Here is a 17566-nt window from a genome sequence, read left to right as displayed (position 1 = left end):
CCGCCGGTACACGCTCCGCAACCGCCCCGATGGACAGGGCACTAGCGCGCGGCGAACAATTCGTCCATAGGAGACACCCTGCCCCGCGCAGGCCTGCCCATGCCCAGCATCCGTCACCCCGCCGGCCGCGCCGCCGATGTCGCCCCCCTGCCCGGTTCACGCCAGGCCGGGCACATCGACCTGATCCAGCAGTCGCACGAGCGCTGCGCCGCGCTCGGCCTGACCCGCATCGAGCGGCCCGACTACGAGCCGATGATGCGCGCCGACCTGGCCGTGGCGAAGGACCGCAACCAGCGCCTGTTCACGCATGCCGCACCGGTGATGGAGATGCTCTACGAGCAGATCGTCGACACCGAGAGCATGATCGTGCTGACCGATGCGCAGGGCACCGTGCTGCACTCGATCGGCGACAGCGATTTCCTGGAGCGCGCCAACAAGGTGGCGCTCGCGCCGGGCGTCAACTGGGCCGAGCAGAGCAAGGGCACCAACGCGATCGGCACCGCGCTGTTCGAGGAGCGGCCCACGCTCGTCCATGCGGACGAGCACTTCATGCACGCCAACCACTTCCTCACCTGCTCGGCCGCACCGATCTTCGACCCGCGCGGCAACATGCTGGGCGTGCTGGACGTCTCCGGCGACCACCGCAGCTACCACCAGCACACGATGGGCCTGGTGCGCATGTCGGCGCGCATGATCGAGAACCACTGGCTCTCCGACCACCACCGCGACCGGCTGCGCCTGCACTTCCACACCCGGCCCGAGTTCGTCGGCACGCTGCTCGAGGGCATCGTCGTGGTCGGGCCGGACGGCCGCATCGTCGGCGCCAACCGCAGCGCGGTCGACCAGCTCGGCATGAGCGGCGTCGCGCTGCGCAACCACACGCTGACCACGCTGTTCGGCACCACGGTCGCCGCGGTGCACGACCATTTCCGCATGCCGCTGCCGATGCCGATGCGCCTGTCGCTGGCCAGCGGGGCGAGCTTCCACGTCAGCGCGCGCCTGGACGGCGCCGGGCGGCGCGTGTTCGGTGGCCTGCCCGAGGGCTTCGACGGCAGCACGCCGGCGGCCGCGCCGGCCAGCAGCCCGGCCGGCAGCACCCCCGCCGATCCGCCGCCGACGGGCCTGCAGTACCTGCAGACCGGCGACGGCCAGGTCGAGGCCGTGGTGCAGAAGGTGCGCCGCGTGATCAACCGCGACATCCCGCTGCTCGTGCTGGGAGAGACCGGCACCGGCAAGGAACTGCTGGCGCGCGCCGTGCACCAGGAATCCAACCGCGCCAAGCAGGCCTTCGTGGCGGTCAACTGCGCGTCGATCCCGGAGAGCCTGATCGAGGCCGAGCTGTTCGGCTACGAGGAAGGCGCCTTCACCGGCGCCAAGCGCAAGGGCGCGGTGGGCCGCATCGTGCAGGCCAACGGGGGCACGCTGTTCCTCGACGAGATCGGCGACATGCCGTTGACGCTGCAGGCGCGCCTGCTGCGCGTGCTGCAGGAGCGCTGCGTCAACCCGCTGGGCAGCCACAAGAGCATCGCGGTGGACATCGCGGTGATCGGCGCGACGCACCGCAACCTGCGCGAGATGATCGAACGCGGCCAGTTCCGCGAGGACCTGTACTACCGCCTCAACGGCCTGGTGGTGCGGCTGCCGGCCTTGCGCGAGCGCAGCGACCTGGAGATCGTCGCGCGGCGCATCCTGCAGTCCGAATGCCCGCAGGGCGCGCCCGACATCGCCCCCTCGGTGATGGACCTGTTCCAGCGCTATGCCTGGCCGGGCAACGTGCGCCAGCTCGCCAACGTGCTGCGCACCGCGGCCGTGATGGCCACCGGCGAGGCACGCATCACCGAAGCGCACCTGTCGGACGATTTCCTCGAGGACGTGCGGCGCATGGTCGCCGCGGGGCAGCCGGCGCCGCGCGTGGCCGTGCCGCCGACGCCGGCCACGCCGGTGATGGAGCGGCCGGCGCCCGTGACGCCGCCTGCGGCCGCGCCGCAGCGCCCGTCGCCGCAGACGCTCGAGGAGGCCGAGGTCGCGATGATCCGCCAGGCCCTGGAGGCCTGCGGCGGCAACATCTCCGAGGCCTCCAAGCGCCTGGGCATCAGCCGCAACACGATCTACCGCAAGCTGCGCTGGAACCGACCCGGCTGACCCGCGGCTGATCCGCGCCTGTCGCAGGGTCAACCCGCAGTGGCGGCCCGTTTTGCTCCACACGGAGACACACCGGCCGCTGCCCCCCGAGGCATGCGTCTTGCTGCCAGGCAGCCGACCATGAACATCCTGTTGCCAGCGACCGGCGCGGACGAGGTGCCGCGATCGATCGCGATCTCCTGCGACGAGCGGCAGTGGCTGCTGCTGAACGCGTCCGTCGAACTGGCGCGCGATGCGCGGCTGCAGGGTGCCGGGGCGATCGCCGCGGTGGTGCTGCTGGACCGCCAGTTCGAGCACACCGCCGGCCTCGCGGCGCTGTGCGGCGGTGCGCCGCTGGATGTCTACACCACCCCCGGCGTGTTCGAGGGCCTGGCCGAGGCCGCGCCGACGCTCGGCCTGCTGGACAGCCGCTGCAGCCTGCGCTGGCACCTGCTGCCGATCGCCGGCGACGTGCGCAGCGCCGAGTTCCGGGTGCCCGGCCTGGACGCCCTGCACTGCCGCGCGCTGGCGGCCGACGAGTTCAGTTCCTTCGGCGAGCGCATCGTGCTCGAGATCGACGACCAGCGCACCGGCCAGTGCCTGTACTACGCCGGCGGCCAGCGCCCCTGCTGGGTGGACGACGGGCACGCGCGGCAGGAGCACGGAACGTGAACGCGATCGCTCCGCGCACCGTGGCGCCGCGTGCGCCGCAGGCCGAGCCGCTGTGGCTCGAGTGGGCGGCGCTGCTGGGCCTGTTCGCCTTCGCCGCCTGGCTGCTCGGCGCGCGCGGCGTGTGGGCGCTGCTGCTCGGCTCGGACCCGACCGGCATCACGCTCGTGATCATCGTGATCTTCGTCGCCGCCACGCTGTGGTGCGGCGCCCGCGCACGCGCGCTCCAGCAGGAGCGCCGCGCCTTCGAGGCCCGGCGCGAGGGCTGGGTGGCCGACTACCGCGCCGCCCTGCGCCACGCACCGCGCGACGCGGCCGCGCCGCTGGACCTGCTGCTCGAGCAGACCCACGGGCCGCACCAGACCGCCTGGTGGGTCAACGGCATCCAGCTCAAGCTCGGGCTGCTCGGCAAGGTGATCGGCTTCTCGATGCTGGCCATCCAGATCGGCCAGATGCAGAACTTCGACCCGGCGCAATCGCAGGAGCTGCTCAAGAGCCTCACCGCCGGCCTCGGCGTCGCGCTGCTGACCACCATGGTGGGCCTGGTCGGCAACATCCTGCTGGGCCTGCAGCTGACGCGACTCGACCGCTACGCCGACGCACTGGTGGCCGATGCGCAGCGTGCTGCGCTGGAGGATTGAACGGTGAGGGCTCGCCGGCTCGCGCGCGAGCCCGAGGTCGACCCGTTCTACGACATGTTGTTCAACATGCTGATCGCCTTCGTGTTCTGCTTCATCGTCGCGCTGCTGGCGATGAACCCGAAGGCGCTGAAGGCGGGCGACATCCCCTCCAAGGCCGAGGTGATCATCAACGTCTCCTGGCCGGACATGAACCCGAACGACATCGACACCTGGGTGCAGGACCCGGCCGGCAACCTGGTGTGGTTCCGCAGCCGCGAGGCCGGGCTGATGCACCTGGACCGCGACGACCGCGGCCTGACCAACGACGTGATCGTGGTCGACGGCAGGCAGGTGACCAACCCGCTGAACCAGGAGGTGGTGACGATCCGCGGCATCGAGCCGGGCGAGTTCACCGTCAACGTGAGCTACTACGAATCGAAGAACGGCCAGCCGGTCGAGGTGACCGTCTCCGTCATCAAGGTCAACCCGCGCGCCGAGGTCGTGTTCTACGGCCAGGCCCGACTCGCCCGCAAGGGCGACGAGGCCACCGCGGTGCGCTTCACGGTGCGGCCGGACGGCGGCATCGTCAATGTCAACACGCTGGCCAAGAGCCTGGTGCAGAGGTTATGAGTTCCTCCGTGGTGATTGCCTTCGCGGCCTTGCTGCTGCTCACGTTGCTGGCGCTGCTGTGGTCGCGCTGGCCGGCCTGGCTGAAGGGCCTGCTGGTGCTCTCCGTCACGGCGTTCTACTTCCACGCCGACGAGGTGCTGCACGGCCAGTGGGGCTGGCCCAGCCCGGACCCGCTGCCCGCGCGCTTCGTGCTGCTGGCCGCGGTGATCGAGGAGCCGGACGCGAAGTCGCCCGGCGCGCTGTACGTGTGGGTCAATGCGCTGGAGAACGGCAAGCCCGCGCCACGCCCGCGCGCCTACCGGCTGCCCTACACCAAGGACCTGCATGCCCTGCTCAACGAAGGCATGAAGAAGGTGCGCCAGGGCGTCAGCCAGCTCGGCACCAGCGAGCCCAAGCAGGGGCCGCGCGGCTTCTCGTGGCTGCGTCCGGGCAGCGACGAGCAGGTGGTCAAGATCCGCGACCTGCCGGTGCCGCAGCTGCCCGAGAAATGAAGCGCGCCCTGCTTGGCCTGCTGCCGCTGCTGGCGGCCTGCGGCGCGCGCGCGCCGGGCGACGCGCTGTTCCCGCTCGAGCCCGGACGCCGCTGGACCTACGAGGTCGTGACCGCCTGGGAAAACGACGTCGTGGAGCGCGAGACCCGCGTGCTCGAGACGCTGCCCACCGAAGCGCTGGACGGCGTGCCGGCGTTCCGGCGCCGCAGCGACGGCGGTGTCGACTACTGGCTGCGCAGCGATGCGAGCGGCATCTACCGCGTGGCCAGCAAGAGCGATCTCGAGGCCGAGCCGCGGCGCGACAGGGAGCCCCGCTTCGTGCTGAAGCAGCCGATCGCGGTGGGCACCAGCTGGCGCGCCGGCACCACCGCCTACCTGCTGATGCGGCGCGAGGAATTCCCGCGCGAGATCCGGCACAGCCACCCGGACGTGCCGATGAACTACACGATCGAGGCGCTGGGCCAGACGCTCGAGGTCCGCGCCGGCCGCTTCGACGGCTGCGTGCGCGTGCGCGGCCAGGCCTCGCTGCGCCTGTTCGCCGACCCGGTGGCCGGCTGGCGCGACCTGCCGCTGGTCACCACCGAGTGGTACTGCCCCGGCGTGGGCCTGGCGAAGCTGGTGCGCGAGGAGCCGGCGAACTCCGGCTTCCTGACCGGGGGGCGGCTGACGATGGAGCTGGTCGAGCAGCGCTGAGGCGCATCGCCGAGGCGCGCCTCACAGGTCGTACCAGGCGATGCCGAACACCACGCCGCGCGTCACGCGGCCCTCGGCCTGCTCGCGCTGCCAGGCCAGATCGACCGCCAGGCGTTCGCGGCGGATCCAGTAGCGCAGGCCGGTCAGCACCAGGCCCTGCTCGGCATCGCGGCCCCACTCGCCGAACCATTGCGTGCGGCGCCACAGCTCGGCCTCGGCGGCGATCGCGCCGATCGTGCGCATCGATTCGCCGCGCGGCCAGCTGAGCGCCGGGTTCAGGTGGACCTGGCCGACGCCTTCGCCCAGCGGCAGCGTGATCGGCAGGAACAGCGAGGTGGCACTGCGCCGCAGCGGGCCCTGGCCATCCTGCCGCTCGGTGTCCAGCGTCAGCACCGCGCCCACGCCGATGCCGTCGCGCGCGATGCGCGTGAACAGGCGCTTGAACTCGATCTCGATCTCGTGGCCGTTCGGCTCGTCGCGCTCGAGCACGCGGCGGAATTCCACCTGCACCGAGGTGTCGGGGTCGAAGGCGTATTCGGGCGCGATGGTCAGCGAGCGCTGGCCGCGCCGCGCGTGGCGGACCCAGTTCTCGAGCGCCCAGACCTGCTCCTCGTCCTCCTCGGCGGCGGCGCTGTTGGTGATCAGGTAGGGGCGGTCGGCGGCGGGGGCCGGGCCGGCCAGCGCGGCCAGCAGCGCCGCGCACAGGAGCAGGGGCTTGGTCATCGCCGGGCATCCTGCCACGAAAGAAGAAGGCCGCCCGCAGGCGGCCTCCGTCATGGCGCGGGCAAGCGCCTCACTTCATCAGCTTGAACACCCACACCGAGCCGCCCTGCTCGAGGTAGTTGACCTTCTTGGCCACGTCGCCGCCCCACAGCGGCACCGCACCACCCCAGCCCGAGACGACGGCCACGTACTGCTCGCCCTTGTCCTCCCAGGTCACCGGGGGCGCCACCACGCCGGAGCCGGTCTGGAACTTCCAGACCACCTTGCCGGTCTTCGCGTCGGCGGCCTGCAGGTAGCCTTCCGGCGTGCCCCAGAACACCAGGTTGCCGCCGGTGGTCAGCACGCCACCCCACAGCGGCGCGTTGTTCGGCACCTCCCAGACGATCTTGCCGGTCTTCGGGTCGATCGCGCGCAGCGCGCCGATCGCGCCGTCGTTCAGCGTCTTGATCGTGAAGCCGGCGCCGAGGTAGGCCGCGCCCTTCTTGTAGGTGATGGGCTCGTTCCAGATCTCCATGCCCCACTCGTTGGCCGGCACGTAGAACAGCTTGGTCTCCGGCGAGTAGGCCATCGGCATCTGGTTCTTGCCGCCCAGGAACGAGGGCGCCGCGAACACCACGTTGCCCTTCTTGCCGTCGGCGCCGGCGGTCGGGTCGCCCGGGCGGTTCTCGGGCACGAAGTTCGGCTTGCCGGTCTTCAGGTCGATGCCGGTGGCCCAGGTGACTTTCTTGACGAACGGGAAGGCGTTGACCAGTTCACCGGTGGCCGCGTCGTTGACGTAGAAGAAGCCGTTGCGGTCGGCCTTGCCGCCCAGCACCTTGCCGCCGTCGTCGAAGGTGACGAACTCGTTGACGCCGTCGAAGTCCCAGCCGTCGTTCGGCGTGTTCTGGTAGTGCCACTTGATCTGGCCGGTCTTGATGTCGATGGCGACCGTCGAGCACGAGTACAGGTTGTCGCCCTTGCGCAGGTGGCTGTTCCACGGCGCCGGGTTGCCGGTGCCGAAGTAGGCCAGGCCGGTCTTGGCGTTGTAGGTGCCGCCCAGCCAGGTGGCCGCGCCGCCGGTCTTCCACAGGTCGCCCGGCCAGCTCTTGCCGGCCGTGCCGCTGACGCCGTTCTCCTTCTTGTTGCCGTCCTTGTCGAAGGTGTAGCCCATGTGGCCCTCGACCGTCGGGCGCACCCAGACCAGCGCGCCGGTCTTCGGGTTGCGCGCCTCGACGCGGCCGACGATGCCGAACTCGCCGCCCGACACGCCGGTCAGCAGCAGGCCGCCGGCGATCAGCGGCGCCGCCGAGGCGGAGTAGCCGGCCGCGTAGTCGTCGATCTTCTCCTTCCACACCACGTCGCCGGTCTTCTGGTCGAGCGCGACCAGCTGCGCATCCAGCGTGGCGAAGATCACCAGGTTGTCGTACAGCGCGGCGCCGCGGTTGATCACGTCGCAGCAGGGCATGATGCCGTCGGGCAGGCGGTGCTCGTACTTCCACAGCTTCTGGCCGGTCTTGGCGTCGAGCGCGAAGATGCGCGAGTACGAGGCCGTCACGAACATCACGCCGTCGTGGATCAGCGGCTGCGATTCCTGGCCGCGCTGCTTCTCGCCGCCGAACGAGAACGACCAGGCCGGCACCAGCTTGCCGATCGTGCCCGCGTTGATCTGCTTGAGCGGCGAATAGCGCTGGCCTTGCGTGCCGATGCCCCAGGAGACGATGTCCCCCGTGGTCTTGGCATCGTCGTCGATCGTCTTGTCGGTCACCACGGCCTGGGCGCTCAGCGAGCCCAGGGCGAGCGCGACCAGTGCGGTCAGCATCTTGATCTGCATGGAGTCTCCTCGAGGGTGGGTGGGCGGGCAGCGTGGCGCTGCACTTCCACCGCCTCTTGCGCAAAGCGCGTGCCACGGCTCCCGCTGCCCCGCATCGGCGTGTTCGGGAACATTTCCCGCATGCCGGCTACGGGCTTTCCCGTGCCACTGTTCCAGCTTCGAACACGGCGCAGTGCCGTGCGGTGACAGCCCGCCGGGCAGCTGTTCCACGCCAGCCGACCGGCCTGCTAGGGGGAGACGCTGCCGCCCGCGCCGATGAAGATGGCTGCCCCTGTCCAAGCCGGGCCCGTCATGTCCACCTCGCCACGCAAGCCGCGCGCCGGTGCGCGCGAGAAGTTCGAACCCCTCCCGGACATCCGTTTCGAGACCAGCTTCGGCCCGCCCGAGCGGCTCGATGCCGAACTCGAGCGCGCCGTGCAGCTGCTCGCCGTGCCCGGCTCGCCGGAGTTCGGCCGCCTGTTCGAGGCGGCACGCTGCCCGCCTCCGCCCTACGGCCTGGCCGACGGCCTGCTGCGCGACGCGCATGGCGTGCTGGCCGGCAATCCGTATGCGGTCCGCAGCTTCGTCGAGACCGCCGAGCAGCTTGCCGCGCTCGGCGGGCACGACGACGGCGCGGCGCCCGCCGACCTGTTCGACAAGCCCGGCGACCAGCCGCACGCCCACCGCCGCTGGGCCCCGGACGACGCGCCGGCGGTGCGGCCCGAATCGAGCCTGCCGCTGCTGGCGGCGCTGGCCTCGGTGGCGCGCTCCGGGCTGTACCCGCTCGACCCGCTGTACCGCGGCGTGATGAAGCTGCTGTGCATGTTCGAGGACCTCGGCCGCGTGCATCGCCTGGGGCTCGCGGCGGGCGGCTCGCCGCAGGCGCTGCAGCGCTTCCGCGCCGAACTCGACTGGCGCTTCCCCGAATGCGGCCCGATCCCGGGCGGGCCGGACGAAGGCATCCCGCTGCCCGAGCGGCGCAACTGCCTGCCCTGGCTGGACTGGCACAAGGACTGCCTGGGCGACATCGCACCCGGCTCTCCGACGGCCCCCTACACGATCAGCGCGGTCAGCCCGGCCGTCGCCTGTCCGGGCGACCGCCTGCTGATCAGCGGCAGCAACTTCGGCGCCGGCGGGCTGGTGGTCTTCCGCCGCCTCGGCGGCGGCGAGCTGAAGGTCGCCGCCGAACGCTGGAGCGACACCGAGATCGAGGTCATCGTGCCGCCCACCGCCGGCGGCGGCCTGTGGCTGGAGATTCCCTACGGCAAGGCGCTGGTCTGCGGCGTGCTGATCGAGCGCAACCTGCCGGGGCAGGTGTACGAAGGATTCGACGGCAGCGCCCCCTACGTCGAGGCGCTGCACCTGGGCGGCAGCCATGTCGGCCCGTTCGTCGTTGCGCCGGGCGGAACCTTCGCCGTGCATTGGCGCGCCTACGGCGCAACCGGGCGGACGCTGGTCGTGACCGACGAGACCGGCGTCGAGCGCCTGCGGCTCGGCCCCAACCTGCCGGCCGTGGGCGTCTCGCCGCCGCTGCAGGCCTCCAGCCCGGCGGCCCCGGTGCGCTGGCGCGCCCGGCTCGAGGCCACCGGCGGCTGCTCGCCCGGCATCGATGCGCGCGAGATCGAGATCTGGGTCCGTGTCGACCCGGCCCTGCTGGCCACCGGGATCGAGGTCACGCAGGCGATCCAGTACTTCCGCAGCGCCGAGCACCTGACCGACGCGAACGACCGCCAGGCCGACAACTCGATGCCGCAGGTGCGCGACAAGCGCACCTGGGTGCGTGTCTACGTGCAGTCGTATGCCGCGGGCATGCTGTCGCACGGCTGGACGGTGCGCGGCGAGCTGCAGGTCGAGCGCATCGTCGACGGCAACGTCGCCGCCAGCTTCGTGCTCGCGTCGACCGTGCCGACCATCTCGGTGCGGGCCGACGCGAGCTACACCGACCTGCGCGGCAACATCGGCCGCACGCTGAACTTCATCCTGCCCGCCGCCGAGGCGCAGGGCCGGCTGCGCTTGAGCGCGCGCTGCCGGCTCGACGACGCCCCCCTGCCGGGGCCGCTGCCGGCATTGGGCACCAGCATCGACTTCGCGCTGCAGCGGCGGCTGCGCGTGGCGGGCATCATGGTCGCGTTCGACGGTCCGCCGATGGACAACCCGCCCGCCGGCACACCGAACCTGGTGATCGCCGCGCCGGCGCTGGCCGACCTCGACGCGACGCTTGGCTACACGCTGGCCACGCTGCCGATCGGCGCCGCCTTCGACAGCCGCAACGCCGGCACGGTGGCGCTGAACGTGCCGCTGAACGACCAGCCGCCGATCCCCGGCGGCTGCACGCCCAACTGGGGCACCCTGATGAACCTGGTGACCCAGGCGCGGGATGCCGACGGGAACCTCGCCGGCTGGCTCTACTACGGCCTGCTGCCCACCGGCGTGCCGATGGGCCCGGTGATCGGCTGCGGCGGCGGCGTGGCGACCGGCTCGATGGGCGACGGCGTCACGCTGGCGCACGAGATCGGCCACATGCTGGGCCGGCCCCACGCCCCGTGCGGCAACGTCGGCGCGTCCGACGCCGCCTACCCGGCCTACGAGCCCTACGACATGCCGGGCACGCCGGGCGCGCGGCTGGGTGAGTACGGGCTGGACAACCGCGACGGCAGCATCCACCCTCCGACCGAGTTCGACTTCATGAGCTACTGCGGTCCCCGATGGGTTTCGCTGCACAACCACGCGCTCTACGTGAATGCCGCCGGACTGAACCCGGTCACGCTGCCGGTCGGCCGGCAGGAGGCGGCGGGCATGGTCGCTGAGGCCGGCACTGCCGTCCGACTCGATCTGGCCTGCATCGCCGGCCGCGTCGACGAGGACGACCATGTACAGGTCGACTCGGTCGTGCGCGCCGCGCTCGAGTCGCCCACGGCGGGCGGGGTCGCGACCCGGCTGCAGTTCGAGGCGCTCGACGAAAAGGGCACCAAGCTCGGCTTCGGCTGGGTGCATGCGGTCGTGCCGGCCGCCGCGGGCCACTGCGCCGGTTGCGGCGGCGGAGCGCCGACGAGTCCGCCGCAGGGCCCCTACCTGTTCGAGGCACGCCTGGCGTGGCAGGCGGCCGCGGTCGAGCTGCGCCTGCGCGACGGTGAGAAGGTTCTCTGGTCGCGGCGCCGCCGCAAGACCGCACCGGCGATCGAATCGCTCGCCTGCGAGATCGACAAGGCGGGCCAGCTCAAGCTCGCCTGGAAAGCCCGCCTGGATCCCGAGGCGCAGCCGCAGGCTTGGGTGCAGTGGGCGCCGGCCGGCAAGACGCGGCCCAGCGCCAGGTCGCAATGGACCCATGCCTGGCGCGGCCTGGCGGTCGGGCTGCGCGGCGAGGCCGCACAGCTGGACGCGCGCGGCCTGCCGCCCGGCCGCGTGTTCGTGCGCCTGGTGCTGCACGACGGCTTTGCCAGCGTCGCGGCGCTGCGCGAGCTCGAGGTGCCGGTGCTGCCGGCGCGTGTGTCCATCGTGCACCCGCAGCCCGGGCACCGGCTGTCGGCCCGCCAGGGCCTGCTGCTCGGGGGCCGGGCGCGCGACGGCTCGGATGCAGACCTGGCCCCGGATCGCCTGGTCTGGCGCCTGGACGGCAAGCTCGTCGGCCGCGGCCCCGAGCTGTGGCTGCCGGCCGGGAGCGTCAAGCCTGGCGCGCACGAGGCGGTGCTGGCGGTGGACGGCAAGGCAGGCGCGGGCATGCGTGCCGTGAAGTTCACGCTGACCGACGAGGGCTGAGGTCCCTCAGCGCGCGCGCTGCAGCACCGCCTGCTCGTAGCGCGGGTACAGGTGCACGACGTTGCGCGTGTACTCGGTGCCGAAGGCGGCCCAGGCGCGGAACTCGGGCGGCACCTCGGCGCGCAGCACCTCGTTGAGGTCCTCGCCGCGTTCGGCGCTGCGCCGCAGCTGCGCGTCGAGCCAGCGCAGGTAGCGCCGGGTCTGGTCCACCGCGCTCGCGTCGGCGCGCACCGGGCCGTGGCTGGGCACGAGATGGCTCGGCTTCAGCGTGTCGAACCGGTCCAGGCTCGCGAGCCAGTCGGGCAGCTGCGCGTGCGGCGTGGTCGGGATGCGCTGCGCGAACACCAGGCCGCCGGCGAACACCACGCCGCTGCCCTTGTCCACCAGCACCAGGTCGCTCGCGGTGTGGCCGCGGTACTCGCGCAGCTCGAACTCGCGCTGCCCGAGGCGCAGCGGGCCGAGCATCGGCTTGCCGGTGGGCAGCAGCGCCTCGGTGCCCTTCATCCAGTCGCCGCACAGGCGGTAGAGGTTGTCCTCGTAGGACCGGGCTTCGCGCGCCATGCCGGCGCGGGTGGTGTCGGTGGCCAGGCGCGGCACGTCGGCGAAGGCCTGGTTGCCGAGGAAGTAGTCGGGGTGCAGGTTCAGGTGCAGCACCTGCGCCACCGGCTCGGGCGTGGTCCGGGCGATCAATGCACGCAGCTGCTCGCCGTAGCGCTTCGACGGCCCGGTGTTGATCACCAGCACGCCGGCACCGGTGGCGATGAAGCCGGTGTTGATGATGTTGCAGCCGTTGGCCGGGCTGAAGTCGGCGTTCGCGCCCTCCACCACCCAGACGCCGGGCGCGAGCGCGCGGGCCTGCAGCTGGTAGTCCAGCGTGGCCGGGTCCGCGGCCGCGGCCGCACGCCAGGCCAGCACGAGCAGCAGCAGCAGCAGGCGCTTCATTCGAGGCGCGCGTCGATGCGGTTGCCGTTGTTGTCGCTGCCGCTCAGGTGCAGCGGCCCGACGCGGCCGGGGAAGTCGAAGCTGAACACCGGGTTCTCGCTGACCGGCTCGAAGGTGGCCAGGCGCAGCAGCTCGGTGCCGGCGGCATCGCGCAGCGCGAGCTGCCGGACATAAAACGCCGGCACGCCGCCCACCAGGCCGGTGTCCATCGGGTGCATCACACGCAGCCGCAGCCGCGAGCCGGCCACGCCCGGCGCGGGGCTGGCATCGAACACCTTGCCGCTGACCTGGCCGAGCGTCTGCGCCCAGCTGCCGTCCTGGCGGCTCGCGCCGGAGACGGTGCAGCCGCCGCCCGAGGAGTCGACCAGCGTGCCGCCGACGTGCCAGACGCCGTCCTTCGTGCGCGCCGCGGCACGCACCGGGCTCGCCTGCTCGAGCTTGAAGCGGAAGCTGATGGCCGGCAGCGCGGCCAGCGGCGTGAGCTCGAGCACCTTGCGGATCGGGTTGCGGTCGACGAAGACCACCAGCGACTGCACGTCGGCCAGGGCGGCCGCCGAGACGCCGATCGGCACGTTCATCGGGTCCTCGGCGAAACCGGGGCCGCGCACCTGCACGCGCTCGTCGAAGACGACCGGCGCGTCGCCGAAGAACTCGCGCCGCAGGCCGGGCCATTGCAGCGAGCCGAACGGGTCGCCGCCGGTGTCCTGCGCGCGGGCGAGCACGGGCGTGGCAGCAAGCAGCAGCAAGGCGCAGCGACGGTCGATCATGGCCACGCATGCTGCCGGCGGGCGCGGTACCGCTCCAGCGGGGAAGAACCCGCAGGCCTGCTCCAGGATGGATCAGCCAGGCCCGGCCGGCGCGCCTTCAGCGCGCGGGCACGCCGCAGACGCCCGGGCCCTCGGCAACGGCCGAGCCTTCCTTCTTCTGCAGCAGGCCGACGCCGTTCTTCACCGCCACGATCTCGGCCACGATGGACACGGCGATCTCGGCCGGCGTCCTGCTGCCCAGGTCCAGCCCCACCGGACCGTGCAGGCGGCCGATCTCGGCCGGGCTGAGGTCGAACAGCGCCAGGCGCTCCTTGCGCCTGGCGGTGTTGCCCCGCGAGCCGAGCGCGCCGACGTAGAAGGCCGGCGACTTGAGCGCCTCCAGCAGCGCCATGTCGTCCAGCTTGGGGTCGTGCGTGACCGCGATCACCGCGCTGTGCGGATCGAGCTGCAGCTCGACCACCAGGTCGTCGGGCATGGCCTTGCTGAAGGTGGTGTTCGGGATGTCCCAGGTCAGGTGGTATTCCTCGCGCGGGTCGCAGCAGATCACCTCGAAGTCGAGCATCAGCGCCATCTGCGCGACGGCGCGCGAGAGCTGCCCGGCGCCGATGATCAGCAGGCGCCAGCGCGGGCCGAACAGCGCGCGCAGCCGGCGGCCGTCGAACCTGAAGGCCTCGCCGCGCGCGGCCGGCTCGACGCTCACCGCGCCGCTGTCCAGGTCGAGCGTGCGTGCCACCAGCTCGTGGCGCGCGGTGCGCTGCAGGATGTCGTCGACCCAGGCCGTCTCGGTCAGCGGCTCCTGCACCAGGCGCAGGTTGCCGCCGCAGGGCAGGCCGAAACGCGCCGCCTCCTCCTTGGTGACGCCGTAGGTGATCAGCGACGGCCGGCCGACACGCTCGCCATGGCGCACGCGGTCGATCAGGTCGTCCTCGACGCAGCCGCCGGAGACCGAGCCGACCACGAGCCCGTCGCCGCGCATCGCCAGCAGCGCGCCGGGCGGACGCGGCGCCGAGCCCCAGGTCTCGATCACCGTGACCAGCCACACGGCATGGCCCTGGGCGCGCCAGTCGCGCGCCTGCTGCAGCACCTGGAGATCGAGACTGTCCACGGCCGGACTCCTTACGCATGAGAACCCAGAGGGCCGCCAGCACGAGCGCCGACGACCCACCAGACGCGATTCTGGCGCGCGGCCACGGCCGCTGCCGGCGGCGGGGCTTCCGCCGGGGTGGGCCCTAGTGCGGCCCCGACCTGCTCGACCGGACCGGGGGCGAGGCGTTCGCCCTGGCGTTCCATGCAGCGTCGGGTCGGTGAAGCAGGGCCGCCGGCGGCGCCGCCGGGCGGCGCAGCGCCACGCCGAGGTCGGCGAGGCTGCGCAGGTTGTGCACCGGCAGGAAACGGTCCACATGCGCGAGCAGCGCGCGGACGCCGGCGGCGCGCGGCTGGAAACGCTCGAAGCGCAGCAGCGGGTTGAGCCAGACGAGCTGGTGCGCGCTGCGCTGCAGCTGCGCGGCGGCACGTTCGAGCGCCCCGCCCTCGTCGCGCTCGAGCCCGTCGGTGACCAGCAGCACGGCCGCATTGCCGCCCAGCACGCGGCGCGCCCAACGGTGGTTGAACTCGTCCAGGCTGGCCGCGATGCGCGTGCCGCCCTTCCAGTCGTGCACCTGGGCATCGACGAGCCTGAGCGCCTGGTCGGGGTCGCGCGCGCGCAGGCAGCGCGTGATGTTGGTGAGCCGCGTGCCGAAGGTGAAGGTGTGCACCGACAGGTGCCGGCGCGTCAGGCCGTGCACGTAGTGCAGGAACAGGCGCGAGTAGCGGTCCATCGAGCCGGAGATGTCCAGCAGCACGACGATCGGCGGCAGCTCCTCGCGTGCGCGGGTGAAGGCCAGCGCCGGGGCGTCCGGCTGGCGCGCCATCTGCGCCAGGCTGCGGCGCAGGTCCGGCGCGCCGCGGGCACTGCCCTCGTGGCGGCGCCGGCGCACCGGCAGCACCGGCAGCGGCGCGCGTTCGGCGAGCTGCTTGGCGAGTTCGTACTCGGCCGTGCTCATGCTCTCGAAGTCGGCCTGCTGCAGCCGCTCGCGCTCGGAGAAGCCGAACTCGGCATCGACACGGATCTCGTCGTGCTGCGCGTCGGCGCCGGGCCGGGGCGGCTCGGGCGCGCGCAGTGCGGCCAGCGCCTCCGCGAGACGGTTCGAGCGCGGCGGCGCCAGCGGCTCGCGCCGGCCGTCCACCTCGGGCAGCAGCAGGACCATCATCTGCTCGAGCAGCTTCGGGTCGCGCCAGAAGGCCTCGAAGGCGGCATCGAAGATCGCCTGCTGCTCGTGGCGGTCGAGCATCACGGCCGAGAGCGCGGCGTGCACGTCGGCCTTGCGTTCCACACCGACGGCCTCCACCGCGGCGATCGCGGTCAGCACGCGGTCGGGGCCGACCGACAGCCCTGCATCCCGGAGGATGCGCGCGAAGTGCACGAGGTTGTCCGCGAGCACGGCTCAGCCCGGCAGCGCCTTCGCGCGCAGCTCGTCGAGGATCTTGGCCGTGTCGCCACCGCCCATGCGCGTGATGTCGTCCTGGTACTTCAGCAGCACGCCCAGCGTGCTGCTCACCGTGGCCGGGTCGAGCTGCATCGTGTTCAGCGCGACGAGCGCGTTGACCCAGTCGATCGTCTCGGCCACGCCCGGCGCCTTGAACAGGTCGAGCGTGCGCATGCGCTGCACGAACTCCACCACCTGGCGGTACAGCCGCTCCGGGGCGCCCGGCGCCTTGCGGCGCACGATGTCGAGCTCGCGCTCGACGTCCGGGAACTCCACCCAGTGGTACAGGCAGCGCCGCTTCAGCGCATCGTGGATCTCGCGCGTGCGGTTGCTGGTGATGATCGTGACCGGCGGCGCCTCGGCGCGCACCGCGCCGAGCTCGGGGATGGTGATCTGGTTCTCGGCCAGCACCTCGAGCAGGAAGGCGTCGAAGGGTTCGTCCGCACGGTCGAGCTCGTCGATCAGCAGCACGGGCGAGCGCGGCTGCGTCAGGGCCTGCAGCAGCGGCCGCTCGATCAGCATCGCACGCGAGTAGAGGTCGTGCGCGAGCCGTTCGCGGTCGGCCGCGTCCGTCACGGCATGCGCCGCCTCGGCCAGGCGGATCTCCACCATCTGGCGCGCCACGTTCCACTCGTAGGCGGTCTGTGCGACGTCCAGCCCCTCGTAGCACTGCAGCCGGATCAGCCGCGTGGCCAGGCCCTCGGCCAGCGTCTTGGCGAGTTCGGTCTTGCCGACGCCCGGCTCGCCTTCGAGGAACAGCGGGCGGCGCAGCTTCAGGCTGAGGAACAGCGCGGTGGCGAGGCGCCGGTCGCACACGTAGTCGCGCTGCGCGAGCAGCGCGATCACGGCATCGACCGACTCGGGCAGCACGAGCGGGGTGGCCGTCATGGAAGGTTCTCGTCGAAAGGACGCGGCCGACATGCCGCACCCGGGCGACGCAGTATGCCGGCCGGCGCCCCGCCGGGCAGGGCGCTCAGCGCGCCAGCGCCGCCGCGACGGCGCGCGAGGCCATCACGCTGATCATCGCGGCGCGGTAGGCGGCCGAGGCGTGCAGGTCGGCGTTCAAGCCGTCCGCACTCTCCGTCACCGCCTTGGCGGCCGCGGGCGTGAAGCTCTTCGCGAGTGCCGCCTCGATCGGCTGGCAGCGGAACACGCTGCCGGCCGCGCCGGTGACCGCGACACGCACCCCGGAGGCCGTCTGCGCGACGAACACGCCGACCAGCGCGAAGCGCGAGGCCGGCTGCTTGTACTTGATGTACGCGGCGCGCTGCGGCACCGGAAAGCTGACCGCGGTGATCAGTTCGCCCGGCTTCAGCGCCGTCTCGTACACGCCGGTGAAGAAGGCGTCGCCGGCGATCCGGCGCTGGTTGGTGATCACGGTGGCGCTCAGGCCGAGCACCGCCGCGGGGTAGCAGGCCGCCGGGTCGGCGTTGGCGATCGAGCCGCCGATCGTGCCCATGTTGCGCACGGCCGGGTCGCCGATGCCGCCGGCGAGTTCGGCGAGCGCCGGGATGGCCTTGCGCACGTCGGCCGAGGCCGCCACGGTCGAATGCGTCGTCATCGCGCCGATCGTGACCTGGCCGGGCTCGACCCGGATGCCCCTGAGCTCGGCGATGCCGCCGAGGTCGACCAGCCGCTCGCTGGAGGACAGGCGCAGCTTCATCGCCTGCACCAGGCTCTGGCCGCCGGCGAGGTAACGCGCCTCGCCCTGGAAGGCCGAGGCCGCCGCGGCGGTGCTCGCGGGACGCTGGTAATCGAAGGGGTACATGGCCTCGTCTCCTCGCTCGGTTCCGGTCGCGGCATGCCGGTCGGAGACCGGCCGGCGCCCGGATCGTACACAC

The 17566-nt window shown here is 72.3% G+C and carries 15 protein-coding genes; 7 read left to right on the top strand and 8 right to left on the bottom strand.

Annotation, left to right across the window (positions count from 1 at the left end):
* Window positions 1-99 precede the first annotated feature (99 nt).
* From D9C15_RS17120 to D9C15_RS17095, 6 genes are all read left to right on the top strand, one after another.
* Entirely contained in the window at window positions 100-2142 is a 2043-nt protein-coding gene (locus D9C15_RS17120; protein ID WP_127999405.1) for a sigma-54-dependent Fis family transcriptional regulator, read from the top strand.
* Between the two features lie 120 nt (window positions 2143-2262).
* Complete coding sequence (locus tag D9C15_RS17115; RefSeq protein WP_164886758.1) at window positions 2263-2793, top strand: MBL fold metallo-hydrolase; 531 nt, start codon at window positions 2263-2265, stop codon at window positions 2791-2793.
* A complete protein-coding gene (locus D9C15_RS17110) occupies window positions 2790-3431 on the top strand; it encodes a MotA/TolQ/ExbB proton channel family protein (RefSeq protein ID WP_240668442.1) in 642 nt (213 codons plus the stop codon). Before D9C15_RS17115 ends, D9C15_RS17110 begins: the two co-directional genes overlap by 4 nt.
* A gap of 3 nt (window positions 3432-3434) precedes the next feature.
* Window positions 3435-4040 (top strand): hypothetical protein, encoded by a 606-nt coding sequence (locus tag D9C15_RS17105; protein WP_240668441.1) that lies wholly within the window; start codon window positions 3435-3437, stop codon window positions 4038-4040.
* A gap of 8 nt (window positions 4041-4048) precedes the next feature.
* Complete coding sequence (locus D9C15_RS17100) at window positions 4049-4531, top strand: hypothetical protein (RefSeq protein ID WP_240668440.1); 483 nt, start codon at window positions 4049-4051, stop codon at window positions 4529-4531.
* The gene (locus D9C15_RS17095) at window positions 4528-5223 is read left to right on the top strand and encodes a hypothetical protein (RefSeq protein ID WP_127999399.1); all 696 of its coding nucleotides are present in this window, start codon (window positions 4528-4530) and stop codon (window positions 5221-5223) included. The genes D9C15_RS17100 and D9C15_RS17095 overlap by 4 nt, the downstream gene beginning before the upstream one ends.
* Window positions 5224-5244: 21 nt before the next feature.
* On the opposite strand, the gene D9C15_RS17090 is transcribed toward D9C15_RS17095, so the two are convergent.
* Window positions 5245-5946 (bottom strand): hypothetical protein, encoded by a 702-nt coding sequence (locus D9C15_RS17090; RefSeq protein ID WP_127999397.1) that lies wholly within the window; start codon window positions 5944-5946, stop codon window positions 5245-5247.
* A gap of 70 nt (window positions 5947-6016) precedes the next feature.
* A complete protein-coding gene (locus D9C15_RS17085; RefSeq protein ID WP_127999395.1) occupies window positions 6017-7756 on the bottom strand; it encodes a PQQ-dependent methanol/ethanol family dehydrogenase in 1740 nt (579 codons plus the stop codon).
* Window positions 7757-8047: 291 nt separating this feature from the next.
* Here D9C15_RS17085 and D9C15_RS17080 point away from each other — a divergent pair, with 291 nt between their 5' ends.
* Window positions 8048-11491, top strand: coding sequence for an IPT/TIG domain-containing protein (locus tag D9C15_RS17080; protein WP_164886757.1), 3444 nt, complete (start codon window positions 8048-8050; stop codon window positions 11489-11491).
* A 6-nt stretch (window positions 11492-11497) separates the two neighbouring features.
* On the opposite strand, the gene D9C15_RS17075 is transcribed toward D9C15_RS17080, so the two are convergent.
* From D9C15_RS17075 to D9C15_RS17050, 6 genes are all read right to left on the bottom strand, one after another.
* Window positions 11498-12433, bottom strand: coding sequence for a quinoprotein relay system zinc metallohydrolase 1 (locus D9C15_RS17075; protein ID WP_127999391.1), 936 nt, complete (start codon window positions 12431-12433; stop codon window positions 11498-11500).
* The gene (locus tag D9C15_RS17070; RefSeq protein ID WP_127999389.1) at window positions 12430-13200 is read right to left on the bottom strand and encodes a quinoprotein dehydrogenase-associated SoxYZ-like carrier; all 771 of its coding nucleotides are present in this window, start codon (window positions 13198-13200) and stop codon (window positions 12430-12432) included. Before D9C15_RS17070 ends, D9C15_RS17075 begins: the two co-directional genes overlap by 4 nt.
* 97 nt (window positions 13201-13297) lie before the next feature.
* Complete coding sequence (locus tag D9C15_RS17065) at window positions 13298-14305, bottom strand: XdhC family protein (protein ID WP_127999387.1); 1008 nt, start codon at window positions 14303-14305, stop codon at window positions 13298-13300.
* A gap of 124 nt (window positions 14306-14429) precedes the next feature.
* Window positions 14430-15680 (bottom strand): vWA domain-containing protein, encoded by a 1251-nt coding sequence (locus tag D9C15_RS17060; RefSeq protein WP_127999385.1) that lies wholly within the window; start codon window positions 15678-15680, stop codon window positions 14430-14432.
* Between the two features lie 3 nt (window positions 15681-15683).
* On the bottom strand, window positions 15684-16613 hold the full coding sequence (locus D9C15_RS17055) for an AAA family ATPase (protein ID WP_127999383.1): 930 nt from the start codon (window positions 16611-16613) through the stop codon (window positions 15684-15686).
* Between the two features lie 85 nt (window positions 16614-16698).
* A complete protein-coding gene (locus D9C15_RS17050; protein ID WP_127999381.1) occupies window positions 16699-17493 on the bottom strand; it encodes an FAD binding domain-containing protein in 795 nt (264 codons plus the stop codon).
* Between the last annotated feature and the right edge of the window lie 73 nt (window positions 17494-17566).

The organism is Piscinibacter defluvii (assembly GCF_004011805.1).
In the GTDB taxonomy this organism is placed as follows: domain Bacteria; phylum Pseudomonadota; class Gammaproteobacteria; order Burkholderiales; family Burkholderiaceae_C; genus Piscinibacter; species Piscinibacter defluvii.
This window is presented reverse-complemented; position numbering and strand designations above follow the sequence as displayed.